The organism is Herbiconiux sp. VKM Ac-2851, from assembly GCF_013205105.1.
Classification (GTDB): Bacteria; Actinomycetota; Actinomycetes; order Actinomycetales; family Microbacteriaceae; genus Herbiconiux; species Herbiconiux flava.
The window spans coordinates 935,215-948,977 of sequence record NZ_JABMLJ010000001.1 but is presented as its reverse complement, the minus strand read 5'-3'; the positions used below and the strand labels follow the sequence as shown (position 1 = coordinate 948,977).

General features: G+C 70.4%; 15 protein-coding genes, 1 tRNA gene and 1 other RNA gene. 10 read left to right on the top strand and 7 right to left on the bottom strand.

The annotated features are described in order from the left end of the window. Nucleotides 1-9 precede the first annotated feature (9 nt). From murI to HQQ85_RS04405, 4 genes are read left to right on the top strand one after another with little or no spacing between them, the layout of a single operon-like run. Nucleotides 10-846, top strand: a complete 837-nt coding sequence (gene murI, locus HQQ85_RS04420; protein ID WP_173181259.1) for a glutamate racemase — start codon at nucleotides 10-12, stop codon at nucleotides 844-846. Further along, entirely contained in the window at nucleotides 843-1,610 is a 768-nt protein-coding gene (rph, locus tag HQQ85_RS04415) for a ribonuclease PH (protein WP_173181258.1), read from the top strand. Before murI ends, rph begins: the two co-directional genes overlap by 4 nt. Continuing rightward, nucleotides 1,607-2,206: an RdgB/HAM1 family non-canonical purine NTP pyrophosphatase gene (rdgB, locus tag HQQ85_RS04410; RefSeq protein WP_254069250.1), complete on the top strand. Its 600-nt coding sequence runs from the start codon at nucleotides 1,607-1,609 to the stop codon at nucleotides 2,204-2,206. The genes rph and rdgB overlap by 4 nt, the downstream gene beginning before the upstream one ends. 45 nt (nucleotides 2,207-2,251) lie before the next feature. Beyond that, entirely contained in the window at nucleotides 2,252-3,193 is a 942-nt protein-coding gene (locus tag HQQ85_RS04405; protein ID WP_173181256.1) for a cation diffusion facilitator family transporter, read from the top strand. A 45-nt stretch (nucleotides 3,194-3,238) separates the two neighbouring features. Here HQQ85_RS04405 and HQQ85_RS04400 read toward each other — a convergent pair whose 3' ends face one another. From HQQ85_RS04400 to HQQ85_RS04390, 3 genes are all read right to left on the bottom strand, one after another. Continuing rightward, on the bottom strand, nucleotides 3,239-4,003 hold the full coding sequence (locus tag HQQ85_RS04400; RefSeq protein WP_371741757.1) for a DedA family protein: 765 nt from the start codon (nucleotides 4,001-4,003) through the stop codon (nucleotides 3,239-3,241). Between the two features lie 52 nt (nucleotides 4,004-4,055). After that, nucleotides 4,056-4,137 (bottom strand) — tRNA-Leu (locus HQQ85_RS04395). Between the two features lie 41 nt (nucleotides 4,138-4,178). After that, nucleotides 4,179-5,441, bottom strand: coding sequence for an MFS transporter (locus HQQ85_RS04390; RefSeq protein ID WP_173181255.1), 1,263 nt, complete (start codon nucleotides 5,439-5,441; stop codon nucleotides 4,179-4,181). Nucleotides 5,442-5,496: 55 nt separating this feature from the next. Between HQQ85_RS04390 and prfB the strand changes: the two genes are divergently transcribed. The 4 genes from prfB to smpB all read left to right on the top strand — a co-directional run bounded on the left by prfB (nucleotide 5,497) and on the right by smpB (nucleotide 9,341). Beyond that, complete coding sequence (gene prfB, locus HQQ85_RS04385; protein WP_173181254.1) at nucleotides 5,497-6,603, top strand: peptide chain release factor 2; 1,107 nt, start codon at nucleotides 5,497-5,499, stop codon at nucleotides 6,601-6,603. Nucleotides 6,604-6,712: 109 nt separating this feature from the next. Beyond that, nucleotides 6,713-7,873, top strand: a complete 1,161-nt coding sequence (gene ftsE, locus HQQ85_RS20910) for a cell division ATP-binding protein FtsE (RefSeq protein WP_254069101.1) — start codon at nucleotides 6,713-6,715, stop codon at nucleotides 7,871-7,873. Then, nucleotides 7,870-8,784: a permease-like cell division protein FtsX gene (gene ftsX, locus HQQ85_RS04375; protein WP_173181253.1), complete on the top strand. Its 915-nt coding sequence runs from the start codon at nucleotides 7,870-7,872 to the stop codon at nucleotides 8,782-8,784. The genes ftsE and ftsX overlap by 4 nt, the downstream gene beginning before the upstream one ends. Nucleotides 8,785-8,864: 80 nt before the next feature. Beyond that, nucleotides 8,865-9,341 (top strand): SsrA-binding protein SmpB, encoded by a 477-nt coding sequence (gene smpB, locus HQQ85_RS04370; protein WP_173181252.1) that lies wholly within the window; start codon nucleotides 8,865-8,867, stop codon nucleotides 9,339-9,341. A gap of 48 nt (nucleotides 9,342-9,389) precedes the next feature. On the opposite strand, the gene HQQ85_RS04365 is transcribed toward smpB, so the two are convergent. Beyond that, entirely contained in the window at nucleotides 9,390-10,352 is a 963-nt protein-coding gene (locus HQQ85_RS04365) for an SDR family NAD(P)-dependent oxidoreductase (RefSeq protein WP_173181251.1), read from the bottom strand. Next, nucleotides 10,349-11,032, bottom strand: coding sequence for an SIMPL domain-containing protein (locus tag HQQ85_RS04360; protein WP_173181250.1), 684 nt, complete (start codon nucleotides 11,030-11,032; stop codon nucleotides 10,349-10,351). The genes HQQ85_RS04365 and HQQ85_RS04360 overlap by 4 nt, the downstream gene beginning before the upstream one ends. Nucleotides 11,033-11,156: 124 nt before the next feature. Here HQQ85_RS04360 and ssrA point away from each other — a divergent pair. After that, nucleotides 11,157-11,555: a transfer-messenger RNA gene (ssrA, locus tag HQQ85_RS04355) on the top strand. A gap of 105 nt (nucleotides 11,556-11,660) precedes the next feature. Beyond that, nucleotides 11,661-12,152 carry a hypothetical protein gene (locus tag HQQ85_RS04350; RefSeq protein WP_173181249.1) on the top strand — a complete coding sequence of 164 codons (492 nt, stop codon included), beginning with the start codon at nucleotides 11,661-11,663 and terminating at the stop codon, nucleotides 12,150-12,152. Nucleotides 12,153-12,180: 28 nt separating this feature from the next. On the opposite strand, the gene HQQ85_RS04345 is transcribed toward HQQ85_RS04350, so the two are convergent. Further along, on the bottom strand, nucleotides 12,181-12,840 hold the full coding sequence (locus tag HQQ85_RS04345; protein WP_173181248.1) for a histidine phosphatase family protein: 660 nt from the start codon (nucleotides 12,838-12,840) through the stop codon (nucleotides 12,181-12,183). Between the two features lie 43 nt (nucleotides 12,841-12,883). Continuing rightward, the gene (locus HQQ85_RS04340) at nucleotides 12,884-13,741 is read right to left on the bottom strand and encodes a DUF72 domain-containing protein (RefSeq protein WP_173181247.1); all 858 of its coding nucleotides are present in this window, start codon (nucleotides 13,739-13,741) and stop codon (nucleotides 12,884-12,886) included. Between the last annotated feature and the right edge of the window lie 22 nt (nucleotides 13,742-13,763).

Genomic DNA, 13,763 nt, shown 5'->3' with positions numbered 1-13,763 from the left:
TGGTCTACCGTGAGTGACGCGCCGATCGGGATCTTCGACTCCGGAGTCGGCGGCCTGACCGTCGCCCGCTCGGTGCGCGACCAGCTCCCGCGCGAGTCGATCCTCTACGTCGGCGACACCGCCCACTCTCCCTACGGCCCGAAGCCGCTCGCCGACGTGCGCCGCTACGCGCTCGACGTGCTCGACGACCTCGTCGCCCAGGACGTGAAGATGCTCGTGATCGCCTGCAACACGGCCTCCGCCGCCATGCTCCGCGACGCCCGGGAGCGCTACGACGTGCCGGTGATCGAGGTCATCCAGCCGGCCGTCCGCACGGCGGTGACCGTCACCCGCAACAACCGCGTCGGCGTCATCGGCACCGAGGCGACGATCACCTCCCGCGCTTACAACGACGCCTTCGCGGCGGCCCCCCACCTCGAGCTGTTCACGCAGGCCTGCCCCGAGTTCGTGCAGCACGTCGAGGCCGGCGACACCACGAGCCGCGAGCTGGTCGCCCTCGCCGAGCGCTACCTCGAGCCGCTGGTCGAGCAGGGCATCGACACCCTCGTGCTCGGCTGCACCCACTACCCGTTCCTGAAGGGCGCCATCTCCTACGTCGTGGGGGAGGGCGTGCGGCTCGTCTCGAGCGACACCGAGACCGCCAACGACGTCTACCGCACCCTCGTGCGCACCGGCATGGAGCGCACGAGCACCGAACCTCCCGAGTACCGCTACGAGGCCACCGGCACGAGCGCGCAGGAGTTCCTGCGCCTGGCCGAGATGTTCCTCGGCCCCGAGGTCTCGCGGGTCGAGCTCGTCGAGACCGGCGTCATCCCCATCCCCCATCCCGCAAGGAGAGCACCGTGACCGATTCCCCGACCACCGGCCCCCGCAAAGACGGCCGCACGGCCGACCAGCTGCGTCGCGTCACGATCGAGCGCGGCTGGAGCGACCAGGCGGAGGGTTCGGCCCTGGTGTCGTTCGGCAAGACCAAGGTGCTCTGCACCGCATCCTTCACCAACGGCGTGCCGCGCTGGAAGTCGGGCTCGGGCAAGGGCTGGGTGACGGCGGAGTACTCGATGCTGCCCCGCGCCACGAATTCCCGCACCGACCGCGAGTCGGTGAAAGGCCGCATCGGCGGCCGCACCCACGAGATCTCCCGCCTGATCGGCCGCTCGCTCCGTGCGGTGGTCGACATGAAGGCGCTGGGCGAGAACACCATCGTGATCGACTGCGACGTGCTGCAGGCCGACGGCGGCACCCGCACCGCCGCGATCACCGGCGCCTACGTCGCGATGGTCGACGCCATCGAGTGGGCCCGCCAGAAGAAGTTCATCGGCCAGAAGTCGCAGCCGCTGATCGATTCGGTCTCGGCCGTCTCGGTGGGCATCATCGACGGCACGCCGATGCTCGACCTCGCCTACGTCGAGGACGTGCGGGCCGAGACCGACATGAACGTCGTCGTCACCGGAAGGGGCCTCTTCGTCGAGGTGCAGGGCACCGCCGAGGGCGCGCCCTTCGACCGCACCGAGCTGAACGCGCTGCTCGACCTCGCGCTGCACGGCACCGCCGAGCTCGCGACGCTGCAGACCGCGGTGCTGACGGATGACGCGGCCGGGGAGACCGCCTGATGCGCGTGGTGCTCGCGACCCACAACGCCCACAAGGTCGAGGAGTTCCAGAACATCCTCGGCCAGGCCCTGCCCGAGCTCGAGATCGTCGCCTACGACGGCCCCGAGCCCGTCGAGGACGGCGTGAGCTTCGCCGAGAACGCCCTGATCAAGGCCCGCACGGCGGCCGAGCACACCGGGCTGCCGGCCCTCGCCGACGACTCCGGCATCTGCGTCGACGTGCTGGGCGGCGCGCCCGGCATCTTCTCGGCGCGCTGGGCCGGCCACGGCAAGGGCGACCGCGCGAACGTCGAGCTGCTGCTCGACCAGCTCGCCGACGTGCGCGACGAGCACCGCTCGGCGAGCTTCGCCTGCCACATCGCGATCGTCGTGCCGGCCACCGGCTTCGAGCAGGTCGTCTCGGGCCGCTGGCCCGGGCGACTGGCGCGCGAGGCGGCGGGCGCCGGCGGGTTCGGCTACGACCCGGTGTTCGTGCCCGAGGGTCTCCAGGTCTCGGCGGCCGAGCTGAGCGCCGCCGAGAAGAACGCGATCAGCCACCGCGCGCGCGCCTTCGAGGCCGCCATCCCGGTGTTGAGAATGAACGTCATTCCCGACTAGCCGAATCACGCCACGGGGCTCCCGCGGGCCGTTACGGTGGTCGGTATGACGGATGCACGGGGCACTGCCGAGGGCCACTCCCACGGTCACTCGCACGGCGCCGGCGCGAACCGCCGCCGTCTGACCGTCGCCATCGCGATCGTCTCGACCGTGCTCGTGGTCGAGGCCGTCGGTGCCGTGCTGTCCGGATCGCTGTCGCTGTTCGCCGACGCCGGCCACATGCTCTCCGACCTGATCGGCCTGATCGTCGCGCTGATCGCCACCGTCGTGGCCGCCCGGCCGGCGAACGAGCGGCATAGCTACGGCTACCAGCGCGCCGAGGTGTTCGGCGCACTGATCAACAGCCTGATCCTGATCGTCGTGGCGGTGTTCGTCACCGTCGAGGCCGTCGGCCGGCTGCTCTCCAGCGAGCCGGGTGAGGTGCAGGGCGCGCTGATGCTGGGCGTCGCAGCCGTGGGCCTCGTGGCGAACTTCGCCTCGCTGATGGTGCTGCGCGGGGGAGCGAAGTCCTCGATCAACATGCGCGGCGCCTACCTCGAGGTGCTCGGCGACCTGCTCGGCTCGATCGCCGTGATCGTGGCGGCCGTCGTCATCCTGACCACCGGCTTCGAGAAGGCCGACGCCATCGCCTCGCTCGCGATCGCCGCGATGATCGTGCCGCGGGCCGTGTCATTGCTCCGCGACGTGGTGCAGGTGCTGAGTCAGGCGACGCCGTCGAGCATGGACGTGGCGGGCATCCGCTCGCACATCATGGACGAGCCCGGCGTGGTCGAGGTGCACGACGTGCACGTCTGGGCCATCACCTCGGGCCGCTACGTGTTCTCGGCCCACGTCGTGGTCGAGCCGGTGGTCTTCCAGCGCGGGGAGACGGGGCTGCTGCTGGATTCCCTGGGCGAGTGCCTCGAGGGGCACTTCGACGTCGAGCACTCGACGTTCCAGCTGGAGCCGGTCGAGCACGCGCGGCATGAGGAGAACCCGCACCGCTAGAAGCGGGCAGCGGGCAGCGGGCAGCGGGAAGCGGCCCGCGGGTCGTCAGCCCTTCGGCTTCGTGTCGACGTCGCCGCCGAACACCTCGGGCTCGAGCGTCAGCCGCTCGGCCGCACCGGTGATCTCGACCTCTTCGGCCTCGGCCTCGAGCAGGTCGCGCTTGGCCTTGCGGGACTCGCGGATGTAGTGGAACACGGTCGGGATGACCGTCAGCACCACGACGGCGATCAGCACGATGTCGAGGTACTTCTCGGTGAACTCGCGCACCGGTTCGATCTGGCCGAGGGCGAAGCCGAGCAGCACGATGCCCGAGCCCCAGATCAGCGCTCCGATGGCGTTGTAGAGCGAGTACTTCTTGTAGTTCATGTGGCCGACGCCCGCGGCGATGGGGGCGAAGGTGCGGACGATCGGCACGAAGCGGGCCATGATCACGGCGAGGGCGCCGAAGCGCTCGAAGAAGGCGTTGGTGCGCTCGACGTTGCGCACGCTGAACAGCCCAGACTCCTTGCGCTCGAACACCCGCGGGCCGAGCTTGTGGCCGATCAGGTAGCCCACCTCACCACCGAGGAACGCGGCGAACGAGATGGCGAGGCAGACCCACCAGATGTCGATGCCGAACTTGCCGCCGACGGCCAGCACGCCGGTGAAGAACAGCAGCGTGTCGCCCGGCAGCAGGAAGCCGACGAGCAGGCCGGTCTCGGCGAACACGATCGCGCAGACGACGAGCAGGGCTACGGGGCCGAAGACGCCGCCGAGCAGCGTGTTCGGATCGAGCCAGGGGATGAGGGCGGCAGGTGCGGCGGCGATCACAGTCTTCTCCAGTCGTCGGGGCGGATGCCCGCCCGGCGCAAATCGATGAGAGTGCGGGAGAAGGGACTTGAACCCTCACGCTCGAAAGCACAGGAACCTAAATCCTGCGTGTCTGCCAATTCCACCACTCCCGCAGACGCAAATCCAGTGTAGGGGGTGGGTCGTCGGCGGCCTGTCAGCGAACGGGCGGGGCGGCCTCGAGTGCGGCCGCACGCCCCGACTGCGGCAGGTAGCGGGGGATCGCCCGGATCAGGATGCCCGCACCGACGATGCCCACGACGCCGACCAGTCCGGTCGCCAGCGGCAGCGACGCGATCGCCACCACCGCCGAGACGCCGAGCGGGGCGAGCGCCGCGCCGGCGTCGGCCGTGAAGCGGAAGGCGCCGAGGAAGGGTGCCGGGTTCTCCCGCGGCGCGAGATCGGCGCTGAGCGTCATGATGATGCCGCTGCCCACGCCGTTCGCCACTCCCATCACGATCGCGATGACGACGAACCACTGCTCCGCGCCGCCGAGGTCATGGGTGAACGAGAGCGTGATCAGGGCGGCGCCCATGCCGACCATCGAGGGCACGACGCTCCAGAGCCGCCCGAAGCGGTCCATGATCCAGCCGCTGGTGTAGAACAGCGCGAAATCGGCGGCCCCGCCGAGGCCGATCACGAGCGCGGTCGTCGAGGGGGAGAGGCCGATGCTCACCGCCCAGAGCGGCAGGATGGCCATCCGGCTGGCGCGGAGGGCGCCCACGACGCCGGCTCCCGATCCGACGCGGAGCAGCACACCGCGGTTGTCCGCGATGGTGCGGAACAGTCCCTTCGCCTCGGCCCCGACGAGCGTGCGGCCGGCATCGGGCTGCGTGAGGCGGGCGGTGGGGTCGGGCATCCGGAGCAGGATGATCACGACGGCCACGAGGCAGACGATGTGCACCCCGAAGGCGGTCCAGACGCTGCCGGTCAGCGTGATCACCGCGCTGCCGAGGAACGGCCCGACGAACCAGCCCGCCCGGAAGGCGCCGCCGAGCGTCGACAGCGCACGGGCCCGGATGCGCACGGGCACGAAGCTCGTCATGAACGCCTGCCGGGCGAGCGCGAACACCGCGGCCGAGAGCCCGAGGAGGAAGATGCCGACCCCGAACAGCACCGCGTTCGGCGCCAGCATCGCCAGCACGACGGATAAGAGGGAGAGGATGCCCGCCGCGATCATCGAGCGCCGCTCGCCGATCCTCGACACCAGCCAGCCGCTCGGGATGTCGCCGACCAGCTGGCCCACCACGATCATCGCCGCGATCAGGCCGGCGCCTGCGAGCCCGGCACCGAGGGAGTGGGCGATGCCCGGGATGATCGGGATCACCGCGCCCTCTCCGATCGCGAACAGGAGGGAGGGCAGAAGGGCCGGGAGCGCGATCGAGCGGAACCGGAAGGTGTCGGTCTGTGCGTCGCTCATCACCGATTAGTTTACCCCTGCTAACGATTGGCCCGCCCGGTAGACTTCTCGCATAATGCTCGACTTAGACCTCAGTGACCAGATCGCCCAGCTGCGAAGCACCTTCGCCGACATCCGGACGGTGGTCGACGTCGACGGCCTGCGGGCCGAGATCGCCCGCCTCAGCGAGGAGGCCGGTGTGCCCGATCTCTGGGACGACACCGAGAAGGCGCAGAAGATCACGAGCGCCCTCAGTCACCGGCAGGGCGAGCTGGCGAAGATCGAGTCGATCGAGTCGCGGCTGGACGATCTCGAGGTGCTGATCGAGCTCGCCAACGAGGCGGGCGACGAGGAGTCGGCCGAGGAGGCCCGCGCCGAGCTCGTCTCGCTGCAGAAGGTGCTCGGCGACCTCGAGGTGCAGACGCTGCTGAACGGCGAGTTCGACGCCCGTCCGGCCGTCATCACCATTCGCGCTGGAGCGGGTGGCGTCGACGCCTCCGACTTCTCCGAGATGCTGATGCGCATGTACCTGCGCTGGGCCGAGAAGCACGGCTACTCCAGCACCGTCATGGAGACGAGCTACGCCGAGGAGGCGGGCATCAAGTCGGCCACCTTCGAGATCGACGCGCCCTACGCCTTCGGCACGCTCTCGGTCGAGGCGGGCACGCACCGGCTGGTGCGGATGAGCCCGTTCGGTGCGGCCGGCAAGCGCCAGACCAGCTTCGCCGCGGTCGAGGTCATCCCGCTGCTGGAGGAGGCCGCGGTGATCGAGATCCCCGAGAACGACATCCGCGTCGACGTCTTCCGCTCCTCCGGCCCCGGCGGCCAGTCGGTGAACACCACCGACTCCGCGGTGCGCATCACCCACCTCCCGACGGGCACCGTCGTCTCGATGCAGAACGAGAAGAGCCAGATCCAGAACCGCGCCGCGGCGATGCGGGTGCTGCAGTCGCGTCTGATGCTGCTCCAGCGCGAGCAGGAGGCGGCCCAGAAGAAGGAGCTCGCCGGCACCATCACCGCGAGCTGGGGCGACCAGATGCGCAGCTACGTGCTCGCGCCGTACCAGATGGTCAAAGACCTGCGCACCGACCACGAGGTCAACAACCCCTCGGCGGTGTTCGACGGCGACCTCGACGGCTTCATCAACGCGGGCATCCGCTGGCGCAAGCGCAAGCAGGACTAGCGCCGGGCCCAGGCGGGTGGCGCGCCGCTTCATGTGGATCCTATGAATCGGCGCGTCCAGCGAGTCGCGCGCTGGGATCGCGGGGGGCTCTGCTTAGAGTCATCACGTCATGATTCGGTTTGATCACGTATCCAAAACCTACCGGGGCACCAAGCGTCCGGCACTCGACTCGATCGACCTCGAAATCCTCCGGGGCGAGTTCGTGTTCCTCGTCGGCGCCTCCGGTTCGGGCAAGTCCAGCTTCCTCCGCCTCGTGCTCAAGGAGGACCGCCCCACGGGCGGCAACATCCACGTGCTCGGGCAGGACCTGAACGCGATCTCGAACCGCAAGGTGCCCTACTTCCGGCGCAACCTCGGTGTCGTGTTCCAGGACTTCCGCCTGCTGCCCGGCAAGAACGTCTTCGACAACGTCGCGTTCACCCTCCAGGTCATCGGCAAGTCCCGTGGCTTCATCCAGGAGGCCGTTCCCGACGTGCTGCAGATGGTCGGTCTCGCCGAGAAGGCGAACCGCCTGCCGCACGAGCTGTCGGGTGGTGAGCAGCAGCGCGTGGCCATCGCCCGCGCGGTGGTCAACAAGCCCGCCATCCTGCTGGCCGACGAGCCGACCGGAAACCTCGACCCCTCCACGAGCGCCGGCATCATGACCGTGCTCGAGCGCATCAATGCCGGGGGCACCACCGTCGTGATGGCTACCCACGACAACGCGATCGTCGACCACATGAAGCGCCGCGTCGTCGAGCTCGTGACCGGCCAGATCGTGCGTGACGAGGACCAGGGCGGCTACGGCATGACCGCCGAGATCGCTCTGCAGGACTCGGGCCTCACCGCCGAGATCGCCCTCTCCGAGGGTCTCGTGCGGCCGACCGGTCCCGCCCAGCCGCACACGGCGCCGGTGCGCCAGGTTCCCCCCATGCCTTCCGCGACCGCGGCGACGCCCGTCGTGAGGCCGGCCGAGCCCGAGCGCGAGCGCGTCACGGTGCCCCCGGCAGCCGAGCAGGCGACGGATGCCCAGGAGCAGGCAGCCCGTCAGCAGCGCGCCACCGCCCAGCAGCAGGCCGCCGCGCAACAGGCCGCCGCCCTCCAGCAGGTGCAGCAGAACCGGGCCGCTGCAGCCGCAGCCGCCGCGCCGCCGATGCCGCCGCAGGGCCCGCCGCACGATCCCCGCGACCCGGCCACCGAGTCGCTCACCCTGGCCGAGAAGCTCGGCCTCCGGGCTCCCGGTGCCGCCGCCGACCCGGCGAACGACCAGAACGTGGGGCCGACGACGTGAGATTCGCACTCATCCTGGGCGAGGTCGGCACCGGCCTTCGCCGCAACGTCTCGATGGTCATCTCCGTCGTGCTCGTGACCTTCATCTCGCTCACCTTCGTGGGAACGGCCATCCTGCTGCAGATGCAGATCGGCCAGATGAAGAACTTCTGGTACGACAAGGCCCAGGTCGCCGTGTACATGTGCACCGCGACCTCCGGCGGAGACAACTGCGCCGGGGGCGAGGCGACGCCCGACCAGATCGCGGCCGTGCAGGGGCAGCTCGAGTCGCCCACCCTCGCGCCGTTCATCGACCGGTTCTACTTCGAGGACCACGACCAGGCCTACGAGAACTTCCAGAAGCAGTTCGCCGGCAACCCGGTCACCGAGTACGTCACCCCCGACCTGCTGAACCAGACCTACTGGGTGAACCTCGTCGACCCGACGCAGTCCGACGTGCTGGTCGAGAGCCTCTCGGGCCTCGCCGGAGTCGACAGCGTCACCGACCAGCGCAGCTACCTCGAGCAGATCTTCTCGATCCTGAACGCCGCCAGTTACACGGCGATCGGCATCGCCGCCCTGATGCTCGTGGCCGCGGTGCTGCTGATCGCCACGACGATCCGGCTCTCCGCGTTCTCGAGACGCCGCGAGATCGGCATCATGCGGCTCGTCGGAGCCTCGAACAGGTTCATCCAGACGCCGTTCATCCTCGAGGGGGTGATCGCCGCGCTGATCGGATCGATCCTCGCGGGCGGCGCGATCGTCGCGATCGTGCAGTTCTTCGTGCGCGACTTCCTCGTGCCCGCGCTGCCGTTCACCTCGTTCGTGAGCATCGGCGACGCTCTGCTGGTGGCGCCGATCCTGCTGGTGGTGGGCGCCGTCCTGGCGGCCTTCTCGGCGAAGTTCGCGATCACGCGCTACCTGAAGGTCTGACCATCCCCGGCCGTCCGACCGGGTAGACTGGTGGGCTGCCGCATCCGGCAGCTGATCGATCCGAACCCCAGGAGAAGCCCGTGCCCCGCGAACGCGGAGAGAAGGTCGTCGCGACCAACCGCAAGGCGCGCCACGACTACACCATCGAAGACACCTACGAGGCCGGCCTCGTGCTCACCGGCACCGAGGTCAAGTCGCTGCGCGCCGGCCGCGCCTCGCTCGTCGACGGCTACGCCTTCATCGACGGCGGGGAGGCCTGGCTCGACGCCGTGCACATCCCCGAGTACAACGAGGGCACCTGGAACAACCACCCGCCCCGGCGCAAGCGCAAGATGCTCCTGCACAAGGAGCAGATCATCAAGATCTCGCACAAGACCAAAGAGGGCGGCTACACGCTGGTGCCGCTGCGGCTCTACTTCCTCGACGGTCGCGCGAAGGTCGAGATCGCGGTCGCCAAGGGAAAGCGCGAGTACGACAAGCGCCAGACGCTGCGCGAGCGCCAGGACAAGCGCGAGGCCGACCGCGCCATGGCCGGCCGCCGCAATCTCGGCGACTGAGCCTCGCCTCCGCCCGGGCGGCCTCTGCGGGGCGTCGGGCGCCCTTGGTCAGACCGGGTAGCGGATGCCCGTGAGCTCCTCCGTGGCGGCCCACAACCGCTCGGCGACGGCGCGGTCCCGCGCGTACGGCTTCGCGGCCACGATCGCGGGGCGGCCCTTCAGCTGGCGCCAGCCGCTCGGCCCCCAGTACTGCCCGCCCGCGGAGCGCGGATCGACGGCGGCTGCCACGAGCGGCAGCGCCCCGGCGTCCTTGCCCTGCGCGCCGACGCGGTAGCCGGCCCGCACGAGAGCGCCCGCCGTCTTGGGCGTCGGCAGGATGTCGCGCGAGGGCGTGAGCTCGTCGACCGCGAACCCCGGATGCGCGACGAGGCTCGCCACGTCGGCCCCCGCCGCGCGCACCCGCCGGTCGAGCTCGAAGGCGAAGGTCATCACGGCGAGCTTCGATCGCCCGTAGGTGCGGAACTCCCGGAACCGTCCGCGTTCGCTCTGCAGGTCGTCGAGGTCGAGCCGGAAGAACTCGTGGCTGATCGAGCCGAGGCTCACGATGCGGGGAGCAGCCTGCCCGGGTGCGCGGCCGGGCTCGAGCATCCGGGGCAGCAGGCGCCCGATCAGGGCGGAGTGGCCGAGGAGGTTCGTGCCGATCATCGACTCGAAGCCGTCGGCGGTGACCTGACGGCCGTCGCTCGAAAGCACGCCCGCGTTGGCGATCAGGGCATCGATCGGCGGGAGCCCGGCCAGTTCGAGGGCGGCGGCCTCGACCGACGCGAGGTCGGCGAGGTCGAGTCGCACGAAGCGGGCGTCGGCGCCGGGGACGTGCTGCGCGAGGGAGGCCAGCGCGGCCGCGCCCTTCTCGGGGGAGCGGGCCGCGATCACGACCGAGGCGCCCCGGGCGGCCAGCTGCTCGCTCGCCCAGTAGCCGAGCCCGCCCGTGCCGCCGGTGACGACGACGTGGCGGCCGCGCAGCTCGTCGCGCGACCCGCCGGCGGGAGAGCCGGCCGTGGAGTCGGTCATCGGGAGACCGGGGGAGCGGCGCTGAAGCGCGCGTGCACCGAGGCCTCGATCACGATGGCGTTCGGCCGCAGCTCGATGCCTCCGCCGCCGGAGGACTTGGCCATCGCGAGCATGCGCGGCTGGCCTCCGCCGGAGGAGCCCGCCGAGGGGTCGTCGAGCAGCCCGGGGTCGCTCAGCGAGAGCGCCGTGACCGTGCCGAGCCCCAGGGCGTCGGCGTACTCGCGGGCCTTGGTCAGGGCATCCTGGATCGCGGCCTGGCGCACCTCGCGCTGCAGCACGGCCTCGGTGTCGGGGGCGAGACGCCACTCGATGCCGTCGACCGCGATGCCGTCGCCGGCCGAGACCACGTCGATCCACTCGGAGAGCGCTTCGAAGTCGCCGAACTCGGCGTCGACGAACACGGCGCTGTGGAACTCGACGGGCAGGCGCGAGCCGTCGGGGCTGTAGGGGCGCTGGCCCCAGACCCGGATGTCCTCGGAGGCCCAGTCGATGACGGGGCCGCCGTCGGGGTGCAGCAGGGTGACGAGCGAGCCCGTGACCGACTCGTGGGCGGCGCGGGTGGCGGCGAGCACGCTGTCGCGCTTGGACCCCTCGAAGCCGATGCCGATGCGCACCTTCGCGCGTTCGGGGGTGCGGCGCAGCCGGCCGGTGCCGGCGACGGTGATGATGGTCTCTGGCATGCCTTCACGCTAGTCCATGACCCTGGTGGCGCACCGTGCCGCCGCTGACGTATACTAGAGGGCTGCAGCGGATGAGCATCCGGTGCATTTGGAAACTCAACAGCGTACGACAACGGCCCATCGCGGGGATGATCGGTTTCGACACTGCCTGCGAAACTGCGAGAAGCGGGTCGAGGATGCGGGGTTATCTCGTTAACGCCCTCCGCAAAACATAAGTGCCAATTCAAACAGCACTGTTGCGGCCAAGAAGGCCACCTTCGCCCTCGCGGCCTAGGTCTTCCTTCCTAGCTAAATAGCAACTGTCGGTCCGGGAATGCTCTCTACCCGGGTTCCGGCATTATCTAGAGAGATTGCTGCGTGACTGTGTCTCAGGGTCACGTGGGACTTGCACTGTGACTGGGCCCGTCGACCTAGATGCCTGTGGCAAAGGTCGGGGCCGAGCAGAACGCCTGCACAGGCTACGCCCGTAGAAGGCGCGGAATCACAGTAGTGGACGGGGGTTCAATTCCCCCCATCTCCACCAGCGCCGTTGTCGTACGCTGTTGCCCCTCTCTCGGGGTGACCTCTGGCCGTGACCTCTTCCGGACATGTCCGCATCCGGGCGTGCTCCGGCGCGTAGCGTTCTGGTATGCCTGAACCCGAACCTCGCACCCTCACGCGCCGAACGCTCGTCGGCGCCGCCTGGGCCGCCCCCGTCGTCGTCGCCGCCGTGGCGACCCCGCTCGCCGCCGCCAGCACCGGGGAGCCCTCGCTGAGTTCGACCTTCGCCGGACCCACCAGGGACGGCGGCGGGGGAACCTTCTACCAGGTCTACTTCAAGAACGAGGGCCCGTACTCCCTCGCGCCCACCGAGCTCACCGTGTACATCCCGACCTCGGGCCAGGGCTGGACCTGGCAGGGCTTCGGCGGCTCCGGCTGGAACTACGCCTCGGGCGGCATCACCCCCACCTCGTACACCTTCCGCTACGAGGGCACCGTGAATCCGGGCAGCAACGCCGGGATGCTGTACTTCATCGTGTCCAGCGCCAGCCCCGGGGTCGAACCGTTCCCCACCGCGACGCTGACCGCGATGGCGCCCGGGTACCCGTCGACCACGCTGTCGCTGCCGGTCCCGTACTAGCCGGCCGGTTCCTGCGCCGGCGCCTGCGCTAGAGCGGGGCTTCGCCCGTGGGGTCGGGGGCCGCCGGGTCGTCGAGCGCCGCGCCGCCGAGCGGTTCGCCCGCCCACTCGACGCAGACCCAGCCGCCCTCGGGGGAGCCCTCCAGCACGACCACCGCGGTGTTGTGCAGCTCGAGCGCGAGGGTCGTCGACTCGTCGATGTTCTCGGAGAACCAGGCCGCCCAGGTGCGGATGGCGGCGCCGTGGCTGAACACCGCGACGGTGCCCTCCGGATGCGCGGCCCACAGCTCGGCGACGGCCGCCGAGTAGCGCTCCACGAACTCGGCGCCGTTCTCGCCGCCGGGGATGCGGGCCTCGATGTCGGTCCACCACGACAGCAGCGTGCGCATGTAGGTCGTGACGGACTCGCGGTCGCCCCGGCCCTCGAGGTCGCCGGCGGAGATCTCCTGGAGGCCCTCGAGTACGACGGGGTCCAGGCCGAGTGCCGCGGCGAGCGGGGCGGCGGTCTCCTGGGTGCGGCGCATCGTCGAGACTGCGATCGCGTCGATCGACTCGGAGACGAGGGCGGCAGGTACGGCAGCGGCCTGCTGCCGGCCGAGCTCCGTGAGCCCGGGGCCGGGCACGACCGTGCCGATCTCGCCCTTGACGTTGTCGATGGTCTGGCCGTGTCTGATCAGGAGGAGTCGCATCCCCACCAGCCTACGACCGACCGCCCGGCAGTGGGCGCGCGGCCTACGGCCGACCGCCGGGCAGCGCCTGCACCCGCTCCCGCAGGCGTTCGGCGTCGAAGGGCGCGTGGCCGGCGGCGTCGTTGTCGAAGTACACCACCACGTCACGGGGATCGCCGTCGGGGGTGCCGGTGCCGTCGAGCCAGCGGCCGATGCGCCGGGCCCAGTCGTCGAGCTCCTCGTCGGTGTAGCCGCTGGTGTACAGCTCGCGCGAGCCGTGCAGCCGCACGTAGACGAGGCTCGAGGTGATCGCCTGCGGCTCCACCCAGCGTCCGGCCGTGTCGGCGATCACCAGGCCGATACCGTGCGCCCGCAGCAGCGCGGCCGGCCGGTCGCCGAGGAACGACCCGTGCCGCACCTCGAGGCTGTGCCGGAGCGGGGTGTCGCCCTCGATCTCGAGGTGCGCCCGTCCCTCCAGCCGCTCGTCGTGCCCGCGGGCGAGTGTCAGCGCCTGGGAGGTGCTGCGGGGGAGGAGGTCGAAGAACCGCTCGAGCAGCGCCTCGTCGAACTCCTGGCGCTCCGGCAGCTGCCAGAGCACCGGGCCGAGCTGCGGGCCGAGGGCGAGCACCCCCGAGGCGAAGAAGTTCGCCAGGGCCGTCTCGACCCCGGCGAGCCGCTTCATGTGCGTGATGAAGCGGCCGCCCTTCACGGCGAAGACGAAGCCGGGCGGCACCTCCGACCGCCAGCGGCGGTGGCTCTCCGGTCGCTGGAGAGAGTAGAACGAGCCGTTCAGCTCGACGCTGTCCATCCGCTCGGCGACGTAGGACAGCTCCCGGCGCTGCGCGAGCCCCGTCGGGTAGTAGTCCCCGCGCCAGCGCGGGTAGCGCCAGCCGGAGATGCCGACGAGAGCCCGCGCCGTCATGCCCCGCAGATCCTTGTGCTGC